Annotated in this window: 22 protein-coding genes; 12 read left to right on the forward strand and 10 right to left on the reverse strand. The window is 65.5% G+C overall.

Features of this window, described 5'->3' with window-relative positions:
- Positions 1-68: 68 nt before the first annotated feature.
- The 4 genes from I6F21_RS22070 to I6F21_RS22085 form a co-directional block, all read right to left on the reverse strand.
- Positions 69-1,004, reverse strand: a complete 936-nt coding sequence (locus tag I6F21_RS22070; protein WP_225183416.1) for a transporter substrate-binding domain-containing protein — start codon at positions 1,002-1,004, stop codon at positions 69-71.
- Between the two features lie 89 nt (positions 1,005-1,093).
- On the reverse strand, positions 1,094-1,684 hold the full coding sequence (locus I6F21_RS22075) for an SCO family protein (RefSeq protein WP_225134023.1): 591 nt from the start codon (positions 1,682-1,684) through the stop codon (positions 1,094-1,096).
- Positions 1,685-1,708: 24 nt separating this feature from the next.
- Complete coding sequence (locus tag I6F21_RS22080; RefSeq protein ID WP_036014155.1) at positions 1,709-1,903, reverse strand: hypothetical protein; 195 nt, start codon at positions 1,901-1,903, stop codon at positions 1,709-1,711.
- Between the two features lie 127 nt (positions 1,904-2,030).
- Positions 2,031-2,552 carry a hypothetical protein gene (locus I6F21_RS22085; RefSeq protein WP_036014153.1) on the reverse strand — a complete coding sequence of 174 codons (522 nt, stop codon included), beginning with the start codon at positions 2,550-2,552 and terminating at the stop codon, positions 2,031-2,033.
- Positions 2,553-2,833: 281 nt separating this feature from the next.
- Between I6F21_RS22085 and I6F21_RS22090 the strand changes: the two genes are divergently transcribed.
- From I6F21_RS22090 to I6F21_RS22120, 7 genes are all read left to right on the forward strand, one after another.
- On the forward strand, positions 2,834-4,492 hold the full coding sequence (locus I6F21_RS22090) for an FAD-binding dehydrogenase (protein ID WP_225183417.1): 1,659 nt from the start codon (positions 2,834-2,836) through the stop codon (positions 4,490-4,492).
- Positions 4,493-4,495: 3 nt separating this feature from the next.
- Positions 4,496-5,413: a PHB depolymerase family esterase gene (locus I6F21_RS22095; RefSeq protein WP_225183418.1), complete on the forward strand. Its 918-nt coding sequence runs from the start codon at positions 4,496-4,498 to the stop codon at positions 5,411-5,413.
- A gap of 128 nt (positions 5,414-5,541) precedes the next feature.
- On the forward strand, positions 5,542-5,892 hold the full coding sequence (locus tag I6F21_RS22100; protein WP_025032572.1) for a RidA family protein: 351 nt from the start codon (positions 5,542-5,544) through the stop codon (positions 5,890-5,892).
- 113 nt (positions 5,893-6,005) lie between these two features.
- Positions 6,006-6,371 carry a nuclear transport factor 2 family protein gene (locus tag I6F21_RS22105; RefSeq protein ID WP_036014140.1) on the forward strand — a complete coding sequence of 122 codons (366 nt, stop codon included), beginning with the start codon at positions 6,006-6,008 and terminating at the stop codon, positions 6,369-6,371.
- Between the two features lie 250 nt (positions 6,372-6,621).
- Positions 6,622-9,207, forward strand: a complete 2,586-nt coding sequence (locus I6F21_RS22110; RefSeq protein ID WP_225183419.1) for a ligase-associated DNA damage response DEXH box helicase — start codon at positions 6,622-6,624, stop codon at positions 9,205-9,207.
- Positions 9,208-9,249: 42 nt separating this feature from the next.
- Positions 9,250-9,921, forward strand: a complete 672-nt coding sequence (gene pdeM, locus I6F21_RS22115) for a ligase-associated DNA damage response endonuclease PdeM (RefSeq protein ID WP_050995974.1) — start codon at positions 9,250-9,252, stop codon at positions 9,919-9,921.
- A 270-nt stretch (positions 9,922-10,191) separates the two neighbouring features.
- Entirely contained in the window at positions 10,192-10,623 is a 432-nt protein-coding gene (locus tag I6F21_RS22120) for a hypothetical protein (RefSeq protein ID WP_036041807.1), read from the forward strand.
- Positions 10,624-10,684: 61 nt separating this feature from the next.
- Here I6F21_RS22120 and I6F21_RS22125 read toward each other — a convergent pair whose 3' ends face one another.
- Positions 10,685-11,461: a DUF2865 domain-containing protein gene (locus I6F21_RS22125; protein ID WP_225183420.1), complete on the reverse strand. Its 777-nt coding sequence runs from the start codon at positions 11,459-11,461 to the stop codon at positions 10,685-10,687.
- A gap of 246 nt (positions 11,462-11,707) precedes the next feature.
- A complete protein-coding gene (gene pyrE, locus I6F21_RS22130; protein ID WP_036014130.1) occupies positions 11,708-12,271 on the reverse strand; it encodes an orotate phosphoribosyltransferase in 564 nt (187 codons plus the stop codon).
- A 184-nt stretch (positions 12,272-12,455) separates the two neighbouring features.
- Between pyrE and I6F21_RS22135 the strand changes: the two genes are divergently transcribed.
- Positions 12,456-13,082 carry a glutathione S-transferase N-terminal domain-containing protein gene (locus I6F21_RS22135; protein ID WP_225183421.1) on the forward strand — a complete coding sequence of 209 codons (627 nt, stop codon included), beginning with the start codon at positions 12,456-12,458 and terminating at the stop codon, positions 13,080-13,082.
- Positions 13,083-13,088: 6 nt separating this feature from the next.
- Here the strand turns inward: I6F21_RS22135 and I6F21_RS22140 are convergent, their stop codons facing one another.
- The 3 genes from I6F21_RS22140 to I6F21_RS22150 form a co-directional block, all read right to left on the reverse strand.
- Positions 13,089-13,724, reverse strand: coding sequence for a LysE family translocator (locus I6F21_RS22140; RefSeq protein ID WP_225183422.1), 636 nt, complete (start codon positions 13,722-13,724; stop codon positions 13,089-13,091).
- 142 nt (positions 13,725-13,866) lie between these two features.
- A complete protein-coding gene (gene polA, locus I6F21_RS22145; protein ID WP_225183423.1) occupies positions 13,867-16,947 on the reverse strand; it encodes a DNA polymerase I in 3,081 nt (1,026 codons plus the stop codon).
- Positions 16,948-17,142: 195 nt separating this feature from the next.
- Positions 17,143-18,210, reverse strand: a complete 1,068-nt coding sequence (locus I6F21_RS22150; protein WP_225157259.1) for an acyltransferase family protein — start codon at positions 18,208-18,210, stop codon at positions 17,143-17,145.
- Positions 18,211-18,413: 203 nt separating this feature from the next.
- Here I6F21_RS22150 and I6F21_RS22155 point away from each other — a divergent pair, with 203 nt between their 5' ends.
- The 4 genes from I6F21_RS22155 to I6F21_RS22170 all read left to right on the forward strand — a co-directional run bounded on the left by I6F21_RS22155 (position 18,414) and on the right by I6F21_RS22170 (position 24,657).
- Positions 18,414-19,730 (forward strand): UDP-glucose/GDP-mannose dehydrogenase family protein, encoded by a 1,317-nt coding sequence (locus I6F21_RS22155; RefSeq protein ID WP_225157260.1) that lies wholly within the window; start codon positions 18,414-18,416, stop codon positions 19,728-19,730.
- Positions 19,731-19,848: 118 nt separating this feature from the next.
- On the forward strand, positions 19,849-22,323 hold the full coding sequence (gene hrpB / locus I6F21_RS22160) for an ATP-dependent helicase HrpB (RefSeq protein WP_225183424.1): 2,475 nt from the start codon (positions 19,849-19,851) through the stop codon (positions 22,321-22,323).
- Positions 22,324-22,450: 127 nt separating this feature from the next.
- A complete protein-coding gene (locus I6F21_RS22165; RefSeq protein WP_192893366.1) occupies positions 22,451-22,963 on the forward strand; it encodes a TIGR02281 family clan AA aspartic protease in 513 nt (170 codons plus the stop codon).
- 194 nt (positions 22,964-23,157) lie between these two features.
- A complete protein-coding gene (locus I6F21_RS22170; protein ID WP_109145461.1) occupies positions 23,158-24,657 on the forward strand; it encodes a phosphomannomutase/phosphoglucomutase in 1,500 nt (499 codons plus the stop codon).
- Positions 24,658-24,819: 162 nt separating this feature from the next.
- On the opposite strand, the gene I6F21_RS22175 is transcribed toward I6F21_RS22170, so the two are convergent.
- The gene (locus I6F21_RS22175) at positions 24,820-25,329 is read right to left on the reverse strand and encodes an Lrp/AsnC family transcriptional regulator (RefSeq protein ID WP_025032510.1); all 510 of its coding nucleotides are present in this window, start codon (positions 25,327-25,329) and stop codon (positions 24,820-24,822) included.
- Positions 25,330-25,344: the final 15 nt, after the last annotated feature.

Consider the following 25,344-nt stretch of genomic DNA (forward strand, 5'->3'; position numbering starts at 1 on the left):
GTGGTGAATGGGTATGACGCGCGCGTGATGATCTCTGCGATCGTCCGCACTCCCGCTGCAGGCGGAGGTCAGAACGGACTGACCGAGAAATACCGTAGCCAGAGATCGGTGTAGCGGCCTTTTTCCCAGATCCGGAACATCGCCCAGTTCAGGGCCTGGCGCAGCACGTCGTTGCCCTTGCGCACGGCGATGCCGATGCCCTCGCCGAAGAAACGGCTCTCGACGAACGGACCGCCGGAGAAGGCGCAGCAATCGGCCGAATCCGTGCCGTTGATCCAGAACGCCAGCGAGATGGCGTCGCCGAAGATGAAGTCGACCTCGCCCCTGCGCAGAGCTGCGCGCATCGCATCGTCATTGGGGTAGGCGTGCAGCTCGGCGTCGGTGAACATCGCCCTGAGATACGCCTCGTGCGCCGAGCCGGCGATGGCGCCGACCTTCTTGCCCTCGAGATATTCGGGGCGGATCTCCGGCATCACCGCATCCTTGCGCGAGACGAAGCGCGCCGGCACGCGGTAATAGGGATCGGTGAAGTCGACGCGGGCGCGCAGCTGCGGGCTCACCGCCATGGAGGCGATGATTGCATCGCCCCGGTTGGAGGTGAGCGCATCGACCAGCGTCTCGAAACGCCGCATCTGCACCGTGCAGGTGACCTTGATCTCCTCGCACAGGGCGCGGGCGAAATCGACGTTGAAGCCGGCCGGATTGCCGTCCGCACCGGTGTAGTTGAACGGCGGATAGTCGGTCTCGGTCAGGAAGCGGATCACGGTCAGTCGGGACAGGTCCGGCCGTTCGGGGCGCCGGCGCGGGTCCCAGAACCCGGGCACCGCCTGCGGGGCGGCCTGGGGCGCCGCCTGAGGGGTGGTCTGTGGCGCAGCCGGAGGCCGCTTGGCGGGAGCTTGCGCGTTCGCCTCGGTGAGGCCGCCGAGCAGGCAAAGGCCAGCAGCCAGCCCTGCCAGCAAGCCACGGACAGATTTGAGCGATTTCGCCTGTTGCGATGGAGCCATCGGCCGAAGGAATGAATTTCGTCGGGATCGGAGGGCCTTATAGACCATCCCGCCGGGAACGCGAGCGCCGATTGTGGCCAGCGTGAAGCTCAGAGATACCGCTTCAAATCAACCGCTGCCTCTTCCGGCGTCCGCTTCAAATTGAACGGCGAGACGAACCTGCCCTCGCGGTCCATCAGGTAGATCAGCGCGGTGTGGTCCATCGTGTAATCGCCGTCCTTGGTCGGGACCTTTTTGGCATAGACCCGGTAGGAGGAGATCACCTTGGCGGTCTCGGCGGGGTCGCCGGACAGGCCCTGGAGGTGCGGATCGAAGCTCGACAGGTAATCCTTCATCGCGGCCTGCGTGTCGCGCTCGGGATCGACCGAAATGAAGATGGCATTGACCTTGTCGGCGTCCTTGCCCAGCGCGCGCAGCACTTCCGAGATCTCGAACAGCGAGGTCGGGCAGACGTCGGGGCAATGGGTGTAGCCGAAGAAGATCAGGGTCGGCTTGCCCTTCAGGCTCTTGTCGGTGACGGCCTTGCCGTTCTGGTCGGTCAGCTGGAACGGGCCGCCGATCGCGGCCGGCTGTGCCACCTTGCCGACCCCGCCCATGGCCCAGAACATGATCAGGAGCCCGACGACGAGGCTTGTAGCGAAGGCGGTCGCGATCACCAGCGGACGGGTGGCGGAGCTCATGGGCGGAAAACTTCCTGTCGCAGGTCAGAAGCAGGCGGCAAAGCCGGTCCTGATCATTTCGAAGAACACCTGGCTGCCATAGTGGAACCAGAGCGCCAGCGCGCCGATCACGGCGAGACCGCCGATTGCAGCGCCCGCCCACAGCAGCACGGATGGCATCCGCCCGGCAGTGGGCGAATTGTCCGATAGCCGATGTGCCGGGTGCAGCGGTTGAGCCATGACAACGATCGGGACGAAGGCCCCGGTTCCCTGGCTTTCAGATAGGCTTTGCGCCGGCTGCGGGCAAGGCGCCGCCCGCAGGCAAGACGCCGCGGCGGCGCCAGAGGACGCCGCCAGCCTGTGGATGTCAGTGGAGGAGCTGGCCCCGGGCGGATTCGAGCGGCTCCGCTTGCGGGAGCGACCGGCGCGACGGCCTGGTCGTCGAGGCCTGCGCGTCCAGGTAGCACGGCTTGTACATGGCCTGGAGCTGCTTGCCCCTCAGGAAGAGCATCCGCGGGGTGAGGCCGCCCCGCTGGCCGATCCAGCGCCTGATCTGCGAGGGATACATCGCATAGAGCATCTGGGTCGCTTCGGGATTGGTGATGGCGCGGCCGTTGGCGCCGAAATCCCAGGCGGCATGGAAGCCCAGCGTCGCATGCGAGGTCACGCAGATCCGGTCGTGCGGGATAGCACCGAGAACGATGGTACAGGCCGAGGCGCAGAGGCCATCGATGATGACCGTCTCGCCCGATTGCCTGAGGTCCTGGTACTTGTCGACGTAGGTTCCGATCCGGCCGCCGCGGTCATCCGCGATTCGAACCACCGCGTGAGAAGCCCCCATGCCTGCGATCAAGAGAACCGCCGCAAGCAACCCCGTCAGAAAATTCATTTTCCCCCGCCCCAGTCGAATTCGAATCTGTGTGTCAGGTGATGATGCACGGCTAGCGTCGGTCGTAACCGAGGCTTTGTCTAGGCAGGCCTGCTGGCTCAAAACAAATTAAATCCAGTGTTGCGTCCGCGCTGCACCCGGCCGGTCTCCATCCCAAAGTGGAACAAGTTAACGAGGTCTTGCGCGCCATACCCTTGATCTCAGTTGCAACCGCTGGCTTCAATCCGGGCAACTACAGGGGGGAACCCTTGAGGAGGAGAAGAACTTGGAGGGGGAAGCGCATGGTTCAAGAAACGGATGTCATCGTCGTCGGCGCGGGACTGTCGGGCCTCGTTGCCGCCACCGAGATTGCCGATGCGGGCAAGCGCGTGATGGTAATCGACCAGGAAGGCGAGCAGTCGCTCGGCGGCCAGGCGTTCTGGTCGTTCGGCGGATTGTTCCTGGTCGATTCGCCGGAGCAGCGCCGGCTCGGCATCAAGGACTCCTACGAGCTTGCCATGCAGGACTGGCTCGGCACCGCCGGCTTCGACCGCGACGAGGATTTCTGGCCGCGCCAATGGGCCGAAGCCTATGTGGCCTTCGCGGCCGGCGAGAAGCGCGGCTGGCTGCGCGCGATGGGCCATCGCTTCTTTCCCGTGGTCGGCTGGGCCGAGCGCGGCGGATATGATGCGATGGGCCACGGCAATTCGGTGCCGCGCTTCCACGTCACCTGGGGCACCGGCCCGGGCATCGTCGAGCCGTTCGAGCGCCGCGCGCGCGAGGCGATGAAGACCGGCCGATTGATCTTCCGATTTCGCCATCGCGTCGATGCGCTCTCGGTCACCAATGGCACGGTGGATGGCGTCAGCGGCGTCGTTCTTGCGCCCGATGATGCAGAGCGCGGCAAGAGCTCCTCGCGCAACGTGGTCGGCGACTTCGCACTGAAGGCGCAGGCCGTGATCGTCGCCTCCGGCGGCATCGGCGGCAACCACGAGCTGGTGCGGCAGAACTGGCCGAAGCGGCTCGGTGAGCCCCCGAAGTTCATGATCTCCGGCGTGCCCGAGCATGTCGATGGGCGCATGATCGGCATCACGGAAAAGACCGGCGCGCGGCTGATCAACCGCGACCGCATGTGGCACTACGTCGAGGGCATCCAGAACTGGAACCCGATCTGGCCGCGCCACGGCATCCGCATCCTGCCGGGTCCTTCCTCGATGTGGTTCGACGCGACAGGCACGCGGCTGCCGGCGCCGCTATTCCCGGGCTCGGACACGCTCGGCCAGCTCAAATACATCACGTCGACCGGCTACGACTATTCCTGGTTCATCCTGACCCAGAGCATCATCAAGAAAGAGTTTGCGCTGTCGGGCTCGGAGCAGAACCCGGACCTGACCGGCAAGAGCTGGCGCATGACGCTTCGCCGCGCCACCAACAAGGGCGCGCCGGCGCCGGTGGAGGCGTTCAAGAGCCATGGTGTCGACTTCATTGTCCGCGACAAGCTCGATGAGCTCGTTGCGGCCATGAACAAGCTCGCCGGCAGCGATCTCCTCAAGCTCGAGCACATCAGGATGCAGATCGAGGCGCGCGACCGCGAGATCGCCAATCCCTACGTCAAGGATGCGCAGGTCATGAACATCCACAATGCGCGCCGCTATATCGGCGACAAGTTGATCCGCACCGCTTCTCCGCACCGCATCCTCGATCCCGCGCATGGGCCGCTGATCGCCGTGAAGCTCAACATTCTCACCCGCAAGACGCTGGGCGGCTTCGAGACCGATCTCGACTCCCGCGTGTTCGGGGAGGAGGGCCGCGTCATTCCCGGCCTTTACGCCGTCGGCGAGGCCGCCGGCTTCGGTGGCGGCGGCGTGCATGGCTATCGCTCGCTGGAAGGCACCTTTCTGGGCGGCTGCCTGTTCTCGGGCCGCAATGCGGGCCGTGCCGCCGCCAAGGCAGTGGGCTAGACCATGCGGCGGCGGATGCGCATCGCCACGCTGATCGCTGCTTTGACGGCAGCTTCGGCTGCGTCCGCCGATACGGTCGATGTCAACGGGGTGAAGCGCTCCTACACCGCGCAACTGCCGGCCAAGCGGCCCGCACCGCTCGTCATCGTGCTGCATGGCAAGACCCAGCGCGGCGCCGACATGGTCACGCGGACGGCCTGGCCGCAGGTTGCCAAGCGCGAGGGCCTCGCCGTGGTGTTTCCGGACGGGCTCAACAACGCATGGGCGGACGCGCGCACCAAGGCGGGGCCGGCCCTGCGCGGACCACCGGTCGGCACCGATGACGTCGCCTTCATCGCAAGGCTGGTCGAGAAGCTGGTGGCCGACGGCACGGCCGATGCGAAGCGCGTCTACGTCGCCGGCGTCTCCAATGGCGGTGCCATGGCGATGACCATGGCCTGCGCGCGGGCCGATCTGTTTGCGGCGGCTGCGAGTGTGATCATGAACCTCAACGATGAAGCCGCCGTCACCTGTCATCCGTCGCGGCCGCTGCCGATGCTGCTCATGAACGGGACGGAAGATCCGCTGGTCCCTTATGAGGGCGGGCGCGGATCGAGCTATTTTGCCGCAGAGGGATTCTGGTCGACGGACGAGACGCTGGCGTTCTGGCGCAGGCTCAATGGCTGCGAGACCGACGACGCCGGGATCACCGACATGCCCGACGCGACGCCGGCGGACCAGTCCACGGTGACGCGGATCAGCTCGCGCTGTCCGGCTGGGCACGACGTCGTGCTCTATCGCATCAACCACGGCGGCCACCGCATGCCAGGCTTTGCTCCGGATGCCCGATTCCCGAAGGTCGCCAGAAACCTGCTCGGAGCGCAGAACGGCGACATCGACGGCGCCGAAACGATCTGGACGTTCTTCAGTCGGTTTCCGTGAACGGCGTTGCTGGCCCACGCATGCGTGCCGGGCAACGCATGCGTGGCAGGCAACGCACGCGTGCCAAGGGGTGGCACAGTGCAAACCGCTGGGCTAGACAGGGCCGCCATTCCAGCCAGGAGATCCAGATGAGCATTCAGCGTTTTGAAACCGGCCCGCGCATGAGCCAGGTCGTCGTGCACGGCAACACCGTCTATCTCGCCGGTGTCGTCGCCAACAAGGCGGCCGGCGAAAGCGTGACGAAGCAGACCCAGGACATCCTGGCGACCATCGACGGTCACCTCGCCAAGGCCGGCACCGACAAGTCGAAGCTGCTCTCGGCCACGATCTACATCACCGACATGAAGACCTTCGCAGAGATGAACGCTGTGTGGGACGCCTGGGTCTCGCCCGGCAATACGCCTGCGCGCGCCACCGTCGAAGCCAAGCTGGCCGCCCCGCAATACACCGTCGAGATCATGGTGACGGCGGCGAAGTAATTTTTGCGAAAACCTCACGCGCGTTGATGACCTCCGAGGTAATCGATCAACGCGCGTGAACCTTCGATAGTCACAGTCAGCCGGACAACACGGCGCCATCGAAGGAGAGAACCATGACCGACCCCGTCACCATCGCCCGCCGCTACATCGAGCTCTGGAACGAGCGCAGTGCCGGCCGCCGCCGCGAGCTGCTGAGCGAAAGCTGGACAACGGATGCGAGCTACGTCGACCCCGTGATGAAGGGCGACGGCCAGGACGGCATCGAGGCGCTGATCGCAGGTGTGCAGCAGCGCTTTCCCGATTTCACATTCAAGCTGATCGGCGAGCCCAACGGCTACGGCGATCACATCCGCTTCTCGTGGGGACTTGGCCCTGACGGCGCCGACAGCCCGATCAAGGGCACCGATTTCGCCGTGCTGAAGGACGGCCGGATCAGAAGCGTGACCGGATTTCTCGATCAGGTCCCGGCCGGGGCGTGAGAGCGCTGGCCCTCGTCGCGCAGGCGAGGAGAGGACCGAAATTTGGACCTCACAAGCGGTCGTCATGCCCGGGCTTGTCCCGGGCATCCACGTTCTTCGTGCCGCGGGTAAGACGTGGATGGCCGGGACAAGCCCGGCCATGACGATGTCGAGTCTATCGTGCCTCAAATGGACAGCGCGTGTGCGATCGCCCTGTCGCAGGCCATAGCCCCCCTCGACGAAGCCATCCCTACGGCTTACCTGTCATGCCGTGCCGCCCCGTATCCTCCAAACATCGACCGAGCCGGCCGCGCTGCTGCCGGATCGCTTCCAGGCCTGGTTCGCAGCCCGCGGCTGGTCGCCGCGCGCGCATCAATTGGCGCTGCTGGAGAAGGCGCGCGAGGACCGGTCGGCGCTGCTGATTGCGCCGACCGGCGCCGGCAAGACGCTGGCCGGATTTCTGCCGACGCTGGTCGAGCTGTCGGCGCAGCCGCTGACGCGCAACGCGGGCGCGAAGAAGAACCTCGTCTCCACCGGCCGCAGCGTGCAGCGCAGCGGCGGCCTGCACACCCTCTATATCTCGCCGCTCAAGGCGCTCGCCGTCGACATCGCGCGCAATCTCGAGCGTCCGATCGCCGAGATGGACTTGCCCATCAAGGTCGAGACCCGCACCGGCGATACGCCGGTGTCGCGCCGTCAGCGGCAGCGGCGCTATCCGCCCGACGTGTTGCTGACGACGCCCGAGCAGCTCGCGCTGCTGCTCTCCTCCGACGACGCACCGTTCCTGTTTTCCTCTCTCAAGCGCATCGTGCTCGACGAGCTGCACGCGCTGGTCACGTCCAAGCGGGGCGATCTGCTCTCCCTCGGGCTGGCGCGATTGTGGCGCCTCGCGCCGCAGATGCGCGCGATCGGCTTGTCCGCGACCGTAGCCGAGCCAGAGCAGCTCGCGCGCTTCCTGGTGCCGCAGCCCGACGGCAAGGAGCGGGCAGCCGACATCGTCGTCGCCGGCGGCGCCGCGCCGCCCGTGGTCGAGATGCTCGATACGTGCGAGCGGCTGCCCTGGGCCGGTCACAGCGCGCGTCACGCGCTCCCTGAAATCTACGAGCTGATCAAGGCCAACAAGACCACGCTGGTCTTCGTCAACACCCGCAGCCAGGCCGAGATGCTGTTTCAGAATCTCTGGAGCATGAACGACGATGGCCTTGCCATCGCGCTGCATCACGGCTCGCTCGACGTCGCCCAGCGCCGCAAGGTCGAAGACGCCATGTCGGCGGGCCGGCTGCGCGGCGTGGTCTGCACCTCGTCGCTCGACCTCGGCGTCGACTGGGGTGACGTCGATCTCGTCGTCAATATCGGCGCGCCAAAAGGCTCCTCGCGTCTGATGCAGCGCATCGGCCGCGCCAATCACCGCCTCGACGAGGCTTCCCGCGCGGTGCTGGTGCCCGCCAACCGTTTTGAAGTGCTGGAGTGCCGCGTCGCCATCGACGCCATCGCCGAGAATGCGCAGGATACGCCGCCCTTGCGCACTGGCGCGCTCGACGTGCTGGCTCAGCATGTTCTGGGCTGTGCCTGTGGCGAGCCGTTCTTCAGCGACGAGCTCTATGGCGAGGTTCGCACCGCCGCGCCCTACGCAAGCCTGTCGCGGCAGGATTTCGACGACGTCGTCGATTTCGTCGCCTCCGGCGGCTATGCGCTGAAGACCTATGAGCGCTTTGCTCGCATCAAGCAGGACAAGGAGGGACGCTGGCGCGTCGCCAATCCCAAGGTGCGGCAGAGCTACCGCATGAATGTCGGCACCATCGTCGAGGACGACATGCTGAAGGTGCGGCTGGTGCGTTCGCGCGGCAGCGGTGCAGGATCCACAGGCGTGATCGCACGCGGCGGCCGACTGCTCGGCGAGATCGAGGAAGCCTTCATCGAGGGCCTCTCCCCCGGCGACACATTCGTGTTCTCGGGCGAAGTGGTGCGCTACGAGACCCTGGTCGAGGACCAGGTCTATGTCTCGCGCGCGCATGACAAGGACCCGAAGGTGCCGTCCTACATGGGCGGCAAGTTTCCGCTTTCGACCTATCTCGCCGAGCGCGTGCGCCGCCTGCTCGATGATGGCCGCGCCTGGGGCGGCTTGCCGGAGCAGGTGCGCGACTGGCTGTCGCTGCAGAAGGATGTCAGCAGAGTGCCGGCGGTCCGCGAGCTGCTGGTCGAGAGCTTTCCGCGGGCCAACAAGCATTATCTCGTTTGCTACCCCTTCGAGGGCCGTCTCGCGCATCAGACCTTGGGCATGCTGCTGACGCGCCGGCTGGAGCGCGCTCGCGCGCGTCCGCTCGGCTTCGTCGCCAATGAATATGCCGTGGCGATCTGGGGGCTCGGTGATCTCTCCTTCATGATCCGCGATGGGCGGATCGACCTCAACGCGCTGTTCGATCCTGACATGCTCGGCGATGATCTCGAAGCCTGGCTCGCCGAATCCGCGCTGATGAAGCGCACCTTCCGCAACTGCGCCATCATCTCCGGCCTGATCGCGCGCCGCCACACCGGGGAGGAGAAGAGCCGCCGTCAGGTGCTGTTCTCGACCGATCTCGTCTACGACGTGTTGCGCAAGCACCAGGCCGATCACGTCCTGCTCCGCGCTGCGCGCGCCGATGCCGCCACCGGCCTGCTCGATTTGCGCCGGCTCGGCGACATGCTGATGCGCATCCACGGCCGCATCACGCACCGGGAACTCGACCGCGTCTCCCCGCTCGCCGTGCCCGTGATGCTGGAAATCGGCCGCGAGTCAGTTTATGGCGAAGCTGCAGACGAGCTTTTGGCGGAAGCCGCCGACGAGCTCGTCAAAGAGGCGATGGATAGAAGCGGGTAAGACGTGACGGCAGGCGCGCTGATTTCGGGAGATGTCGAGGACATGCGCGTTTCCAGAGTCACGATCAGCGATGTGACCTTTGCGGCCGATCTCTCCGGCGCGCTGTTCTGGGACGAGCAGCGCCTGCTCGTCGTCTCCGACCTGCATCTCGAGAAAGGCTCGAGCTTCGCCACGCGCGGCGTCCTGCTGCCGCCTTACGATACCATTGCGACGCTCGGCCGGCTCGCTGCTGTCATCTCCCGCCATGATCCGCGAGTGGTCATCGCGCTCGGCGACAGTTTTCACGACCGCAGCGCGCATGAGCGCCTGTCCGCCGAGGACCGCGACGCCTTGGCCGCACTCCAGACCGGCCGCGACTGGATCTGGATTTCCGGCAATCACGACCCCATGCTGCCGCGCGATCTTGGCGGCACCATCGCGGACGAAGTCGCAATCGGCCCGATCACCTTCCGCCACGAGCCGACCGGCGCCCACGGCGAGATCGCCGGCCATCTGCATCCGAAGGCGCGTGTCTCGGCGCGTGGCCGCTCGATGGAGCGCCGCTGCTTCGCCAGCGACGGGATGCGGGCGGTGATGCCAGCATTCGGTGCTTACGCGGGGGGCCTCAGCGTCCGCGATCCAGCCTTCGCAAAGATCTTTCCGGCGAATGGCTTTGTCGCCCATCTCCTCGGCGACCGCCGCGTCCACGCCATTGCGGCCTCGCGCTGCCATTGAGGCGCCGGCTGCATTAGGACAGCGCTACGATCGGTATTTTTCCGGAATCGCGCAAAGCCCGCTGACGGTATTAACGTCCGCGCTTGCCGGGGCTGGATTTTCATCCCGAACAAGATTGCAACCGGCAGGGGTCGCCCCAGGGCGGCCCCTTTCGATTCCACACACGCCTAGAACAAATTAAGAACACTTTAGCAAGTCTTTGATATATCATTGTGATTCGGCGCCTCGCCGATACAATATCTAGCGTCTGTCCGACTTTGCGAGGACTACATGTCCACCATTGCCTTCGACCAGTTTGCCCTCACCCGGATCGCCGATTTCGCGCGCTCGCTGTCGCGGCTGCACCAGGCCGCGCGGCGCCAGAGGGTCGACGACGACCAGTTCGATCGCGAGTTCAACGCGGTGTGCCAGTCGATCTGGGGCTACACCATCGACGACGTCAGCGACGATCTGTTCTCGCCCGAGGACCATCTGTTTCTCGACACGCTGGACGAGGCGCATGCGCGCATCTTCGCCGCCGAGCAGGGCTATGACCTCGTCGGCGACCAAGGCATGCTGACGGATTGGTGGGGTTTCTGCTGGATGATCCTGGCCGAGAAGCGCGGCCTCCTGACGCCGGAGAACCGCGCCGCCGCGCGCGCCGCAATCGAGGAGAAATATCTGGCCGCGCCGAATGTGATCGGGGTGATCATCGGGAGGTAGTGCCGCAAATTCCGTCATTGCTTCGCTACGCTCGCAATGACGGTTTGGTTACAGGTGAGGCTTAATCCAACCCCGCCCGCTTCGCCGGCTTCGCGGCGGTCTTCGGCACCGTCACGTCCGGCAGCGGTTCACGCACGATCTCGTTTGACGCCGGCGCATCTGCCGACACTGTCTCGGCCCGCACCGGCGCCACCTTCATCTCGCCAAGCCGGGCGCGAACCTGCGCGGTGAGACCGGGATAGGACGCAACCGGGGTGAAATCCGCAGCCTGGTCGTTGCCGACGCGGACGCCGGTATAGGCGACGAGGCCGTCGGTGGTGGCGATCACGTCGCCGGCCTTCAGCGAGGAATCCAGCGCAAGGTCGACCGGGGCAAGACCGACGGGTTCACGGCCGTTGCAGGTGCAGTCGGCGCGCAGCGCCTTGCGGTAGGCGAACGCGTTCTCGCTGTCGGCGTAGCGTTCGCCAGTCTGGGAGTAGGCCCCGTCGATCGACGAGCCGAAATAGACCTTGGTCGCGCTGGCAGGGCAGAATGCCTGACACATCTGCGCGGGCGAGACGAGGCCGCGCATCAGCGGAAAGTATTTGCCGTCGCAACTGCGTACGCAGAAGGCCGGGCCCGAGCCGCCGGCCGCGGCCGAGCGAGTCGGCGGCACATATTGCGGCGTGGCGCCATTCTGCTGGCTGCTGAAGGGATCGACGTAGGAGTTCGCCGGCGGCACCTCGCGCTGCGGCCGCTGCTGCTGCATTCCGCCGAAGAGGAAATCTAACAGACCTTCTGCCGAGACCGGCGCAGGAGCTGTGAGCAGCGGAGCCGCCAGCATGGCGGCCACAAGCATCGCGCGACGCCGCCGGCGCGCATGGGACATGATTGTACGCAATGCTTACTCCACCCGACGCTACTGAACCGGCTGGGACCGAGAGATCTCAGCACACGATTCACCATAAAGCGGGATGGTAAATGAGCAGTTGAGCAGAGGCGGTTTCAAGACGAGGCGGTGGCCTCTTTAAGGCCGGGCGCAGCTTTGGACCGATGGTTGCCACCGGGACACATTGAGGCATGACGGCGGAAAATTTCCGCCACTTCACCCCTTCAAGAATTCCGACGCCTTGTACAGCGAGCGGAACGGCAGGCCGGCCGCACCGAACGTGTCGGTGGCGCCTTCCTCGCGATCGACCATCGTCAGCACCAGCACGACATTGGCGCCGGCCTCGCGCACCGATTCCACCGCCTTCATCGCCGAGCCGCCGGTGGTGGTGACGTCCTCGACGATGACGACGCGCTTGCCCGCCAGCGTCTCGCCCTTGGGCAGGCCCTCGATCGCGAGCTTGGCTCCGTGCTCCTTCGGCTTCTTGCGCACGAAGAAGGCCGCGATCGGATGCCCCTTGATCCAGGAGATCTGCGCCAGCGCGCCGGCGAGCGGCACCGCGCCCATCTCGAGCCCGCCGATGAAATCGAGCTGGTCGTCCTTGAGCGCCTCGTAAGTCAGCTCGGCGAGCAGCGTTGCGCCCTCGGGGTCGAGCATGGTCGGCTTGAGGTTGAAGTAGAAATCGCTCTTGCGGCCCGACGCGAGCGTCACCTCGCCGCGGCCGAATGAGCGCCGGCGGATGATCTCGAACAGGCGGGCGCGGGAGGCGGATTTCGACACGGCGGTCCCTCGAACAGCGTTTTTGGAGGAGGCGGAATTTATCCGCGACCGACGCGACATTCCAGAGGGGGCGTCTCCCGTCAACAGGGATCGGCCATCCCGGTCCGCCGGTTGTGAGGGCGCAACCTTCTGGAGTAGGTGAGGGGGCAGGCCTTCGGGCAAGCCTCTTGGGGAAGGACACGGAATGACCATCGAGCTCTATACCTGGAACACGCCGAACGGCCGCAAGATCTCGATCGCGCTGGAGGAGATGGGGCTGCCCTACAAGGTGATCCCGGTGAACATCACCAAGGGCGATCAGATGGCGCCCGAGTTCCTCAAGCTCTCGCCGAACAACAAGATCCCCGCGATCGTCGACCCCGAGGGGCCTGAGGGCAAGCCAGTCAGCATCTTCGAATCCGGCGCGATCCTGCTCTATCTCGGCGAAAAGACCGGCAAATTCCTGCCGAAATCGCTTATCCAGCGCATCCCGGTCTACGAATGGCTGATGTGGCAGATGGGCGGCTTCGGCCCGATGCCCGGCCAGGTGCACCATTTCATCGCACTCGAAAACGAGCAGGACCGAGCCTACGGCTTGAAGCGCTTCATGGCCGAGACGCGCCGGCTCTATGGTGTGCTCGACCGCCGCCTGGAGGGGCACGACTTCGTCGCCGGCGAGCTCTCGGTTGCCGATTTTGCCATCCTGGGCTGGGCTTGGCGCCATCCTCGCCACAAGGTTGATCTGGCCGACTTCCCCAACGTCAAGCGCTGGTACGACGCCCTGATGGCGCGCCCGGCCGTGAAGCGCGGCATGGACGCGAAGCTGGATTGAGCTTCTTCACACCCTCTTCGCTTCCACCGCCATCCGCAACGCGAGCCCGGCCAGCACGGTGCCCATCAGCCAGCGTTGCACCAGCATCCAGCTCGGCCGGTTCGCCAGGAACAGCGCGATCGATCCGGCGGCGAGCGCGATCATCGCGTTGACGCTGACGCTGATCGCGATCTGGATCGCGCCCAGCACCACAGACTGCGTCAGCACGCTGCCCGCCGCGGGATCGATGAATTGCGGCAGCAGCGCCAGATACAGCATCGCGATCTTCGGGTTGAGCAGGTTGGTGATGAAGCCCATCGCGAACAATTTGCGCGGGCTGTCGATGGCGAGCTTCCTCACCTGGAACGGCGAACGCCCGCCCGGCTTCACCGCCTGCCAGGCAAGCCAGAGCAGATAGGCGGCACCGGCAAAGCGCAGCGCGTCATAGGCGAAAGGAATGGCGAGCAAGAGCGCCGTGATGCCGAACGCCGCGCACAGCATGTAGAACACGAAGCCGAGCGCCACGCCGCCGAGCGAGACGATGCCGGCCGCGCCGCCTTGCGTGATCGAGCGCGAGATCAGGTAGATCATGTTCGGTCCCGGCGTGAGCACGAGGCCGAGGCTGACGAGGGCGAAGCCGAGCAAGGCGGAGGTGTGGGGCATGGTTGAACCGGTGCGGGAGATGGCACGGTTCTAGTATGCGCGGGATCGCGGAGCCATCGCGCAATTGCTCGGAGGACAATCGAGGTCTTGCGCCGGTGTGCTCCCTCGCCCCGCACGTGCGGGGAGAGGTGAAGAGAGAGCGCTAATGCGCCTCGTCCCAATTGTTGGCGGCGCGGGCGTCGACATGCAGCGGCACCGAGAGCAGCACGGCCGGGAACGGCGCGTCCTGCATCACCTTCTGCACGACGGGGAGCGTTGCCTCGACCTCGTCGTGCGGCACCTCGAAGATCAACTCGTCGTGCACCTGGAGCAGCATCTGCGCCGAGAGCTTCTTCGCGGTCAGCGCGTCCTCCACGCGCGTCATGGCGCGGCGGATGATGTCGGCGGCGGTGCCCTGAAGCCGCGCGTTGATCGCGGCGCGCTCGTTGAAGGCGCGCACCGAGGCATTCGAGGCCTTGATGTCGGGGTAATGGCACTTGCGGCCGAACAGAGTGGTGACGTAGCCGTGGTTGCGGCAGAAATCGCGCGTCTCGTCCATATAGGCGCGGATGCCGGGGAAGCGCTCGAAATACTTCTTGATGTAGGCGGAGGCTTCCTCGCGCGCGATGCCGAGCTGGTTGGCGAGGCCGAAGGCGGAGATGCCGTAGATGATGCCGAAATTGATCGCTTTCGCGCGGCGGCGGATCTCGCTCGGCATGCCCTTGATCGGCACACCGAACATTTCCGACGCGGTCATGGCGTGAATGTCGAGCCCATCGCGGAACGCCTGCTTCAGCACGGGAATGTCGGCGATCTCGGCCAGCAGCCGCAGCTCGATCTGCGAATAGTCGGCGGAGACGAGCTTGTGCCCGGGCGTGGCGATGAAGGCGCGGCGGATCTTGCGGCCGTCCTCGGTGCGCACCGGGATGTTCTGCAGGTTCGGCTCGTTCGACGACAAGCGCCCCGTCGTGGTCGCAGCCAGCGCGTAGGTGGTGTGCACGCGGTGGGTCTGCGGATTGACATAGGTCGGCAGCGCGTCGGTGTAGGTCGATTTCAGCTTGGAGACCTGGCGCCACTCCAGAATCTTCTTCGGGAAGTCGTGGCCCTGCTCGGCGAGCTCGTCGAGCACCTGTGCGGTGGTCGACCACGCGCCGGTCTTGGTCTTGGTGCCGCCAGGCAATCCCATCTTGCCGAACAGGATGTCGCCGATCTGCTTGGGGCTGCCGACATTGACCGGCTCGCCCGCGATCTCCTGGATCTCGGCTTCGACGCGCGCCGCGGTTTGGGCGAAGTCGCCGGACAGACGCGACAGCACCTGGCGGTCGATCGAGATGCCGCGCCGCTCCATGCGCGCGAGCACCGACACCAGCGGCCGCTCCAGCGTCTCGTAGACCGCACTCATGTGCTCGGAAACGAGGCGCGGCTTCAGCACGCGCCAGACCCGCAACGCAATGTCGACGCCTTCGGCTGACAGCGGTGCGGCCTTGTCGATCGGCACCTGGTCGAAGGTGATCTTGCCCTTGCCGCTGCCGAGCAGCTCGCTTTCCTTCAGCATGGCATGGCCGAACCAGCGCTCCGACAACGATTCCAGCGCATGCGAGCCGCGGCCGGCATCGAGCACGTAGGAGATCAGCAGCGCATCGTCGATGTTGCGCAGGGTGATGCCGTGCTGTGCCAGCATCACGGCCGTGAACTTGACGTCGAAGCCGATCTTGAGGATGCCCGCCGATTCCAGCACCGGCCGCAGCGCTTGCAGCGCGTCGTCATGCTTGACCTGGTCCGGCGCAAGGCCGGCATCGAACAGGCCGGCGCCGCCGCCGGATTGCTTGTGCGCCAGCGGCACGTAGCAGGCCTCGTTCGGCGCCAGCGCAAGCGCGATGCCGCAGAGATCGGCCTGCATCGGATCGATCGAGCTCGCTCTTGTCTCGATCGCGACATGGCCGGCGTCATGGATGCGCGCGATGAAGGCGTCGAGCTCCTTCAGCGTCTTGATGGTCTGGTATTTGCCGCGATCGACAGGAAGCTTGCGCAGCGCCTCTTCGCGTGCGGCGGCGAGCGAGATCGGGGCACCCTTCGGGCTCGCAGCCTTATCCTCCTTGCCTGCCGACTTGTTGGGCTGGTTCGGCCGGGCCGGCGCCAGAGTTCCCGTGCCTGGTGTGGGCACCACGTCCGAGGGCGGCAGCGTCGTGAACACGCTGGCGCCGCTGGCATAGCCGGGATCGGCGTCGACATTGGCGGGATCGATCTGCGCATATTCGGCGACGCGCCGCGTCAGCGTCGTGAACTCCATCGCCTTGAGAAAGGCGATCAGCTTGCGCGCGTCGGGCTCGTGGACGGCGAGGTCGTCCAGCGGCACCTCCAGCTCGACCTTGTCGTCGAGCAGCACGAGCTGCCGCGAGATGCGCGCCTTCTCCGCGTTCTCGAGCAGCGCCTCGCGCCGCTTGGGCTGCTTGATCTCGCCGGCGCGGAACAGCAATTGGTCGAGATCGCCATATTCGGTGATCAGCTGCGCCGCGGTCTTGATGCCGATGCCGGGTACGCCCGGCACGTTGTCGGTGGAATCGCCCGCGAGCGCCTGCACCTCGACCACCTTGTTCGGCGGCACGCCGAACTTCTCGATCACCTCTGATATGCCGATGCGGCGGTCCTTCATGGTGTCGTACATCGTGACGCAATCGGTGACGAGCTGCATCAGGTCCTTGTCGGACGACACGATGGTGGCGCTGGCGCCGCGCTCGCAGGCTTGGCGCACATAGGTCGCGATGAGATCGTCGGCCTCGAAGCCGATCTGTTCCAGGCAGGGCAGGTCGAAGGCGCGCACGGCTTCGCGGATCAGCGCGAATTGCGGAATGAGATCGTCGGGGGCCGGCGGCCGGTGCGCCTTGTAGTCCGGATAGATCTTGTTGCGGAAGGTGATCTCCGACTTATCGAAGATGATGGCCAGATGCGTCGGCCGATTGTCCTCGGGCATCTCGCGGAGCAGCTTCCACAGCATGTTGCAGAAGCCGAGCACGGCGTTGACCTGGAGCCCGTCGGATTTGCGGTTCAGCGGCGGCAGCGCGTGATAGGCGCGGAAGATGTAGGAGGAACCATCGACCAGGAAGACGTGGTCGCCCTTTCCGGCCGCCTTTGCCGCGACCGGTTTGGCAGCAGCCTTGGCAACAGCGGGCTTGGTCTCTGCGGCAGCTTTCGGCGCGGCCTTGGTGTCAGCTTTGGCGGTGGTCTTCGGAGATGTCTTGGGCATGGCCGCAATGTATGAATTTTTGCGGACTTTGACAGCCTTGGGAGGCGGATTTTTGGGCCGGTAGCGCGACTATCCCCCGCTGTCATTCCCCGCGAAAGCGGGGAATCCAGTACGCTGCGGCTTCTCGGTTCAATCGCTGGCGCCTCCGCGTACTGGGTCGCCCGGTCAAGCCGGGCGACGACACCGAGAGGGCAGCTACTCCGCTGCCTGTAACCGCACGCCCGCCTTCCTCGGCGCGATCCAGAACGCATCGGGCCGCTCGAACAGGAAGCGCGCATTGAGGCGGAGCGCGACCTGCCAGATCGCCAGCGCACCAAGCACGCCGGCGATAGTGACGAGCAGCGACACCGTGCCGATATCAGGAATGATGCCCGTGCGCAGCAGCAGCGTCCGCGTCGCCGCCATCGGCAAGAAGAAGGCGAGATAGATCACGATCGAATGCTCGCCGCAGAAGCGGAGGAAGTTGAGCCAGTGCGCCCGCGCGAGCAGCGTGCCCGCGGCGATGATGGCGCAGGCGCCGGCGAAGCCGAGCGCGAGCGAGACGATCGCCCACTCGCTGGCGCCCGCTGCGACGAGGCCGGCATTGATCAGCGCCCAGGCAGCGAGCGCTGCAAGCGCCAGCGCCGGATGCTTCCGCGCCCGGTCCGACAGGGCGAACACGTAGGGCGCGAACAAATAGCCCGAATAGAAATAGATGAAGCGTGCGCAGAACTCGTCGATGGCGGTCCAGCCGGTCGTGATGTGCGCGGTCTCCAGCGCGGCGGCGACGAGCCAGACCGCGAGCGATGGGACCTTGCGTGTCAGTTTCGTGACGACGAAGAAGACCGGCAACAGATAGATGAACCACAGCGTGCCGAACGGCTCGATGAAGGATTCGAGATACAGCAGGCCAACATGCTGCCAGCTGGTCTCGGCCGCAAAGGCCGGGGCCTTGAAGCCAAATTGGATTGTCACCCAGACGACATAAAAATAGGCGAAATGCACCACCTTGCGGTCGAGATAGGTTCGCCAGTCCCGATCGATCACCAGAGACAGGAACAAGCCCGAAATCAGAAAGAAATCCGGCATCCGGAACGGCTTTGCGAAGGCTACGAGCACGTGCATGAACCCGGTCTGCCCGGCGGCAAGCTCCACCCCCAGCACCGAATGCATCATCACCACCATGACGATGCAGATGCCCTTGGCGTAGTCGACCCAGTCGATACGCGCGCCCGAAGCGGCCGTGGAGGGGCTGGCCGCCGCGATTGTGCCTGATCGTGCCATGGTGTCCCTTTTCGAGGCGCGTTCCGCCCGTGCCTGTGCGGGCCTGGGGCAGTTTGGAGCCCAGTAGTTTCCGACTTCTTTACCGGTTCAAATCGCGGGCCGGTTTTTGCATGCGGACTGTTCCATGGCCTCGGGAAAATGCTAAACCGCCCCGGATTGGGCTGAGTTGGACGTCCGTTAACCAAGCTGGAACAGGATTTTTCATGCGAATTGCGATGATCGGCACGGGCTATGTGGGATTGGTGTCCGGCGCCTGCTTTGCGGATTTCGGCCACGACGTCACCTGCGTCGACAAGGACGAGAGGAAGATCGCGGCACTCCATCGCGGCGAGATCCCGATCTACGAGCCTGGCCTCGACGAGCTGGTCGCGAACAATGTGAAAGCCAAGCGGCTGGACTTCACCACCGACCTGAAGCAGCCGGTCGCCGATGCCGATGCCGTGTTCATCGCGGTCGGCACGCCCTCGCGCCGCGGCGACGGACACGCCGACCTGTCTTACGTCTACGCCGCCGCGAAAGAGATCGCGCAGTCGCTTTCCGGCTTCACCGTGGTGGTGACGAAATCGACCGTGCCGGTCGGCACCGGCGACGAGGTCGAGCGCATCATCCGCGAGGCCAATCCCAAGGCCGACGTGGTTGTCGCCTCGAACCCTGAGTTCCTGCGCGAGGGCGCGGCGATCCGCGATTTCAAATTCCCGGACCGCATCGTGGTCGGCACCTCCGACGAGCGCGGCCGCAAGGTGATGGGCGACATCTACCGTCCGCTGTCGCTGAACCAGGCGCCGCTGATGTTCACCGCGCGCCGCACCGCCGAGATGATCAAATACGCCGCCAACGCGTTCCTGGCGACCAAGATCACCTTCATCAACGAGATCGCCGATCTGTCCGAGAAGGCCGGCGCCAACGTTCAGGAGGTCGCGCGCGGCATCGGGCTCGACAACCGCATCGGCACGAAATTCCTGCATGCCGGTCCCGGCTTCGGCGGCTCGTGCTTCCCGAAGGACACGAAGGCTCTGATCAAGATCGCGCAGGACTACGACGTCTCCTTGCGCATCGTCGAATCGGTGCTGGCGGTCAACGAGAACCGCAAGCGCGCGATGGCGCGCAAGGTGAGCCAGGCGCTCGGCGGCAATCTGCGCGGCAAGACCGTTGCGGTGCTCGGCCTCACCTTCAAGCCCGACACCGACGACATGCGCGATGCGCCGTCGATCCCGCTGGTAACGGGCCTGATCGACATGGGCGCGAAGGTGAAGGCGTTCGATCCCGTCGGCATGGAGCAGGCCAAGGGCGAATTGCCCGATATCACCTATTGCGAGGACGCCTATGCCTGCGCGCAAGGCGCCGACGCTCTCGTCATCGTCACCGAATGGGTCCAGTTCCGCGCGCTCGATCTCGACCGGTTGAAGGCGACCATGGCGCAGCCGGTCGTCGTCGACCTCCGCAACATCTACCGCCCCGAAGACATGGAAGCCGCCGGCTTCGTCTACGAGAGCGTCGGTCGGCCGGCGGTGCAGGGCTGATCGTTCCCAGCTCCACATAAATTCGTCATGGCCGGGCTTGTCCCGGCCATCCACGTCTGTTTTCTGGTCGAGGACGTGGATGCCCGGGACAAGCCTGGGCATGACGAGTGGATAGATCTTGCCCCGCAGTTTCGACACGCCCCTCCCGATCGATGCCGTGCTCGACGATTTGTCGCGTACGCTGGAGGCCAGCAACGCCGCAGTGCTGGTGGCCCCTCCCGGCGCCGGCAAGACCACGCGCGTGCCGCTGGCCTTGCTCGATGCGCCCTGGGCCAAGGACAAGAAGATCGTCGTGCTGGAGCCGCGCCGCATCGCCGCGCGCGCCAGTGCCGACCGCATGGCCAAATCGCTCGGCGAGCGCGCCGGCGAAACCGTCGGCTATCGTGTCCGCTTCGGCTCGAAGATCTCGCGCGCGACGCGCATCGAGGTGGTGACCGAGGGCATCTTCACCCGCCAGATCCTCGACGATCCCGAACTCTCCGGCGTTGCCGCGATCCTGTTCGACGAATTCCACGAGCGCTCGCTCGACGCCGACATGGGCCTCGCGCTGGCGCGTGATGCGCAAACCGGCTTGCGCGAGGATTTGCGCATCCTGGTGATGTCGGCGACGCTCGACGGTGCGCGGGTGGCAAGGCTGCTCGGCGATGCCCCCGTCGTCGAGAGCGAGGGCCGTGCGTTTCCGGTCGAGACACGCTATCTCGGCCGCAAGGCGGACGCGCCGATCGAGCGGCAGATGGCGGATGCGATCGCATCTGCGCTGCGCGCCGATAGCGGCTCGGTGCTGGCCTTCCTGCCAGGCGCCGCCGAGATCCGCCGCACGCAGAATTTCCTCTCCGAGCGCGTGCAGGACGCCTCCGTCGAGATCGTGCCGCTGTTCGGCGCGCTCGATGCCGCCGTGCAGGATCGCGCCATCGCGCCGGCACCCAAGGGCACGCGCAAGGTGGTGCTGGCAACCTCGATCGCGGAGACCTCGCTCACCATCGAGGGCGTGCGTATCGTCGTCGATAGCGGTCTTGCCCGCGTGCCGCGCTATGAGCCCGATATCGGCCTGACCCGGCTCGAGACCGTGCGCGCCTCGCGCGCGGCGGTGGACCAGCGCCGCGGCCGTGCCGGCCGCACCGAGCCCGGCGTCTGCTACCGTCTCTGGGACGAGCCGCAGACCGCATCGCTCGCGCCGTACACCCAGCCGGAAATCCTCAGCGCCGATTTGTCGTCGCTGGTGCTCGATCTCGCGCAATGGGGCGTCAGCGATCCCGCGGCTCTATCGTTCCTCGATCCGCCGCCGCAGCCGGCCTGGAAGGAAGCCAAGAGCCTGCTGAGCGAGCTCAACGCGCTCGACGGCGACGGTCGCATCACCGCCGAAGGCAAGAGCCTGCGTGCGCTGGCGCTGCCGCCGCGGCTGGCGCGCATGATCGTGGATTCGCATCGCGCCGGCGAGGGCCAGGCCGCCGCCGAGATCGCGGCCATCATCACCGAGCGCGGCCTTGGCGGCGACAGCGTCGATGTCGAGCACCGCCGCGACCAGTTCCGCCGCGACCGCTCACCACGCGCGGCAAGCGCGCGCGATCTCGCGCACCGGTGGGCTTCGCAGGTCGCGGCGTCGGAGAAGGTGGCGCAGCAGGAGGATCTGTCGACCGGCCTGATGCTCGCCTATGCGTTCCCGGACCGCGTCGCGCGCAATCGCGGCAATGGCAGCTTCGTGCTGGCCAACGGTCGCGGCGCCTCTGTCGAGCAGACCTCCTCGCTGGCCCGTGCGCCCTACATCGCGATCGGTGAGATGACGGGGACGGCGGCGAGCGGTCGCATCTTGCTCGCCGCGCAAATCACCGAGGACGAGATCGAGCGGCATTTCGCCGAGCATATCGAGACCGCCGACGAGATCTCGTTCGATCGCGGCGCGATGGCGCTGCGGGCGCGGCGCAAGCGCGTGCTGCACGCGATCACGCTGTCCGAGGCGACGCTTTCAGTATCGCCCTCGGAGGACACCGCGCGCATCTTCGCAGATGGCCTGATCGCCGCGGGCCTCGACCGGCTGCCCTGGTCGAAAGCCGCCAAGCAATGGCGTGATCGCGTGAAGTTCCTGCGCAAGGCCGAGGGCGACAGCTGGCCCGATTTGTCCGACGACGGTCTGATCGCGCGGCGCGACGACTGGCTGGTGCCGGCGCTCTCCGACAAGATCGCGCTCAAGGACATCTCCGCGGGCGATCTCTCCGACGCCCTGATGGCGCTCTTGCCCTGGGAGATGCGCACGCGGCTCGACCGCGAGGCGCCGACGCATTTCGAGGCGCCGACCGGCACTATGCTCGCGATCGACTACGAGGCCGAGCAGGGACCGACCATCGCGGTGCGGCTGCAGGAATTGTTCGGCCTCAACACCCATCCCTCGATCGCCGCCGGCAAGGTGCCGCTGGTGCTGGAATTGCTGTCGCCGGCCCAGCGTCCGGTGCAGGTGACGCGCGATCTGCCCGGCTTCTGGCGCGGCAGCTACGCCGCCGTCCGCTCCGACCTGCGCGGCCGCTACCCGCGTCACCCCTGGCCCGACGATCCCGCGAGCGCCGTGCCGACAAGGCGGGCGAAGCCGCGCGGGACGTGAGAACTCGCAACCGGCATTAACCCTCCGCTCATCCTTTTCGTCAAAATGACAGGAGCCCCGGCGTGCCTTCGCTCGCCGCCGGCCTCGTCGCGTGATGAAATCGAGCTTTCGGCTCGGAAGTGGTGTGATGCGTAACATTATGATCATCGCGGCCGTCATGATCGGCCTCGGCACCTTCATGGCGCAGATGGCGGACAAGATGAGCTCGGCTTCCGCCACGTCAGTGCCGCGCACGACGGTCGCAGTCGCGGCCACAGCGCCGGCCGGCGGCCGCAGCCTGGCCATTGGCCGTGACGCCCGCGGTCATTTCCAGACCGAGGGCCGGATTGACGGCCAGCGCATCGGCTTCATGATCGATACCGGCGCCTCCGTCGTTGCGCTGAACGAGACCTCGGCCGCCCGGTTTGGTCTCCGTCCCTCGCGCGGCGAGTACAACGCCACCGTCTCCACCGCCAACGGCACCATCAAGGCCGCGCGCACCCGCATCGCCATGCTCGACGTCGGCGGTCTCATCGTGCGCGACGTCGATGCAATGGTCCTGCCGGATGAGGCGCTGTCGGAAAACCTGCTCGGCCTCTCCTTCCTGTCCCGCCTGAAGCGTTTTGAGTACGCCAACGGGCAGATGGTGCTGGAGCAGTAGAGGCGCTGCCCGCGCGACCGCGCAGTCGTCAATTTCAAGAAGTTATTCTTGCTCCGGCCGCCCTTCCGGTAACGTTTCTTCGTTACCAAACTGCCGCAATTATCGGCCATAAGCCTTCATTCCCGCCTTTCGCTGCGGTTTGGCATTCGCTAAGCCTGCAGCAACTCCCGCCCCCCTTTCACGAGACCGACTCAATGTTCCCGAAGCCGAAATCCGTATTATTGCCCAACACCTACGCCTTCGAATCCGAGCCGATGGTGAAGCCGACAGGCTTTCGCGAATACGACGCGCGCTGGTTGTTCCAGAAGGAAATCAACCTGATGGGTGTGCAGGCGCTCGGCATGGGGCTCGGCGCGCTGATCGCCGAGCTCGGCGTCAAACAGGAGATCGTCACCGGCCACGATTTCCGCGGCTACTCGGCCTCGATCAAATACGCGCTGATCTCCGGCCTGATGGCGGCGGGCTGCAAGGTGCACGACATCGGCCTTGCGGTGACGCCGATGGCCTATTTCGCACAGTTCGATCTCGACGTGCCCGCTGTTGCGATGGTCACGGCCTCGCACAACGACAATGGCTGGACCGGCGTGAAGATGGGCGCCAACCGCCCCCTGACCTTCGGCCCCGACGAGATGACGCGGCTGAAGGAAATCGTGCTCAACGCCGAGTTCAAGAACAAGGCCGGCGGCTCCTATCAGTTCCACGAGAATTATCCGGCGCGCTACATCGCCGACCTCACCTCTCGTCCGAAGCTTAAGCGCAAGCTCAAGGTGGTCGCGGCCTGCGGCAACGGCACCGCCGGTGCGTTCGCGCCGCAGGTGCTGGAAGCGATCGGCTGCGAGGTGATCCCGCTCGACACCGAGCTCGACCACACCTTCCCGAAATACAATCCGAATCCGGAAGACATGGAGATGCTGCACGCGATCCGCGACGCGGTGTTGCAGCACAAGGCTGATGTCGGCCTTGGTTTCGACGGTGACGGCGACCGCTGCGGCGTGGTCGACAACACCGGTGAGGAGATCTTTGCCGACAAGGTCGGCGTGATGCTGGCGCGCGACATGTCGGCGATCCACAAGGACGCGCAGTTCATTGTGGACGTGAAATCGACTGGCCTGTTCATCACCGATCCCGTGCTGCAGAAGCAGGGCGCAAAGACCGCCTATTGGAAGACCGGTCATTCCTACATGAAGCGCCGTACCAACGAGACCGGTGCGCTCGCGGGCTTCGAGAAGTCCGGCCACTTCTTCTTCAACAAGCCCTATGGCCGCGGCTATGACGACGGCCTGGTCTCGGCGCTCGCGATCTGCGACATGCTCGACCGCGCGCCCGGCAAGTCGATGGCCGATCTGAAGAACGCGCTGCCGAAGACCTGGTCGTCGCCGACCATGTCGCCGCATTGCGCCGACGAGACCAAATACGGCGTCATCGACAAGGTGGTGAAGCACTTCGAGGACCTGCAAGCAAAGGGTGCGAAGATCGGGGGGCAGGCGATCCGCGATCTCGTCACCGTCAACGGCGTGCGCGTCACGGTCGAGGACGGCAGCTGGGGCCTGGTGCGCGCCTCGTCCAACAAGCCCGAGCTCGTCGTCGTGGTCGAGAGCCCGGTCTCCGAGCAGCGCATGCACGACATGTTCGAGATGGTGAACAGCGTGCTGCGCACGCATCCCGAAGTCGGCGAGTACAATCAGAAGATTTGAGGAGCACCTGAGAGAGGCGCGATCCGTCCCTCTCGCTCCGCTGTCATGCCCCGGCTTGACCGGGGCATCCAGTACCCCGCGGCTTCTCGATTCTATCACCGGCGTCTGGAATACTGGATCGCCCGATTAAATCGGGCGATGACACTTTCCGCGTGGCGTGAATTAAGCCGCCACCACCGCCGGGATCGGCAGCGCCGTCACCGACTTGATCTTTTCCATCGCGAAGCGCGAGGTGACGTTCTTCAGCGGCACGGCGCTGATCAGCTTCTTGTAGAACACGTCATAGGCCTGCATGTCGGCGACCACGACGCGCAGCATGTAATCGACGTCGCCAGCCATGCGATAGAACTCCATCACCTCCGGCATGGCGCTGACGGCCTCGGCGAACCGTTTCAGCCAGGCATCCGAATGGTCGGAGCTCTCGACCGACACGAACACGGAGATGCCGAGCCCGATCTTGTTCTGGTCGACGAGCGCGACGCGCTTGATGATCACGCCGTCGGCCTCCAGGCGCTGGATGCGCTTCCAGCAGGGGGTCGAGGACAGGCCGACCCGGTCGCCGATCTCGGCGACGGAAAGGGAGGCGTCTTCCTGGAGCACCATCAGGATCTTGCGGTCGATGGCGTCGAGGCGGCGGCTGGTCTCGGGAATTTGGACGGCGACATCAGTCATTTGAAGAACTTTGTT

This window comes from Bradyrhizobium sp. NBAIM03 (assembly GCF_020194055.1).
GTDB classification, from domain to species: domain Bacteria; phylum Pseudomonadota; class Alphaproteobacteria; order Rhizobiales; family Xanthobacteraceae; genus Bradyrhizobium; species Bradyrhizobium yuanmingense.

Bases quoted from the DNA above. Each gene is read 5' to 3' on its own strand.
- I6F21_RS22070 (WP_225183416.1), bottom strand. From the start codon at position 1,004: ATGGCTCCATCGCAACAGGCGAAATCGCTCAAATCTGTCCGTGGCTTG.
- I6F21_RS22075 (WP_225134023.1), bottom strand. From the start codon at position 1,684: ATGAGCTCCGCCACCCGTCCGCTGGTGATCGCGACCGCCTTCGCTACA.
- I6F21_RS22080 (WP_036014155.1), bottom strand. From the start codon at position 1,903: ATGGCTCAACCGCTGCACCCGGCACATCGGCTATCGGACAATTCGCCC.
- I6F21_RS22085 (WP_036014153.1), bottom strand. From the start codon at position 2,552: ATGAATTTTCTGACGGGGTTGCTTGCGGCGGTTCTCTTGATCGCAGGC.
- I6F21_RS22090 (WP_225183417.1), top strand. From the start codon at position 2,834: ATGGTTCAAGAAACGGATGTCATCGTCGTCGGCGCGGGACTGTCGGGC.
- I6F21_RS22095 (WP_225183418.1), top strand. From the start codon at position 4,496: ATGCGGCGGCGGATGCGCATCGCCACGCTGATCGCTGCTTTGACGGCA.
- I6F21_RS22100 (WP_025032572.1), top strand. From the start codon at position 5,542: ATGAGCATTCAGCGTTTTGAAACCGGCCCGCGCATGAGCCAGGTCGTC.
- I6F21_RS22105 (WP_036014140.1), top strand. From the start codon at position 6,006: ATGACCGACCCCGTCACCATCGCCCGCCGCTACATCGAGCTCTGGAAC.
- pdeM (WP_050995974.1), top strand. From the start codon at position 9,250: ATGCGCGTTTCCAGAGTCACGATCAGCGATGTGACCTTTGCGGCCGAT.
- I6F21_RS22120 (WP_036041807.1), top strand. From the start codon at position 10,192: ATGTCCACCATTGCCTTCGACCAGTTTGCCCTCACCCGGATCGCCGAT.
- I6F21_RS22125 (WP_225183420.1), bottom strand. From the start codon at position 11,461: ATGCTTGTGGCCGCCATGCTGGCGGCTCCGCTGCTCACAGCTCCTGCG.
- I6F21_RS22135 (WP_225183421.1), top strand. From the start codon at position 12,456: ATGACCATCGAGCTCTATACCTGGAACACGCCGAACGGCCGCAAGATC.
- I6F21_RS22140 (WP_225183422.1), bottom strand. From the start codon at position 13,724: ATGCCCCACACCTCCGCCTTGCTCGGCTTCGCCCTCGTCAGCCTCGGC.
- polA (WP_225183423.1), bottom strand. From the start codon at position 16,947: ATGCCCAAGACATCTCCGAAGACCACCGCCAAAGCTGACACCAAGGCC.
- I6F21_RS22150 (WP_225157259.1), bottom strand. From the start codon at position 18,210: ATGGCACGATCAGGCACAATCGCGGCGGCCAGCCCCTCCACGGCCGCT.
- I6F21_RS22155 (WP_225157260.1), top strand. From the start codon at position 18,414: ATGCGAATTGCGATGATCGGCACGGGCTATGTGGGATTGGTGTCCGGC.
- I6F21_RS22165 (WP_192893366.1), top strand. From the start codon at position 22,451: ATGCGTAACATTATGATCATCGCGGCCGTCATGATCGGCCTCGGCACC.
- I6F21_RS22170 (WP_109145461.1), top strand. From the start codon at position 23,158: ATGTTCCCGAAGCCGAAATCCGTATTATTGCCCAACACCTACGCCTTC.
- I6F21_RS22175 (WP_025032510.1), bottom strand. From the start codon at position 25,329: ATGACTGATGTCGCCGTCCAAATTCCCGAGACCAGCCGCCGCCTCGAC.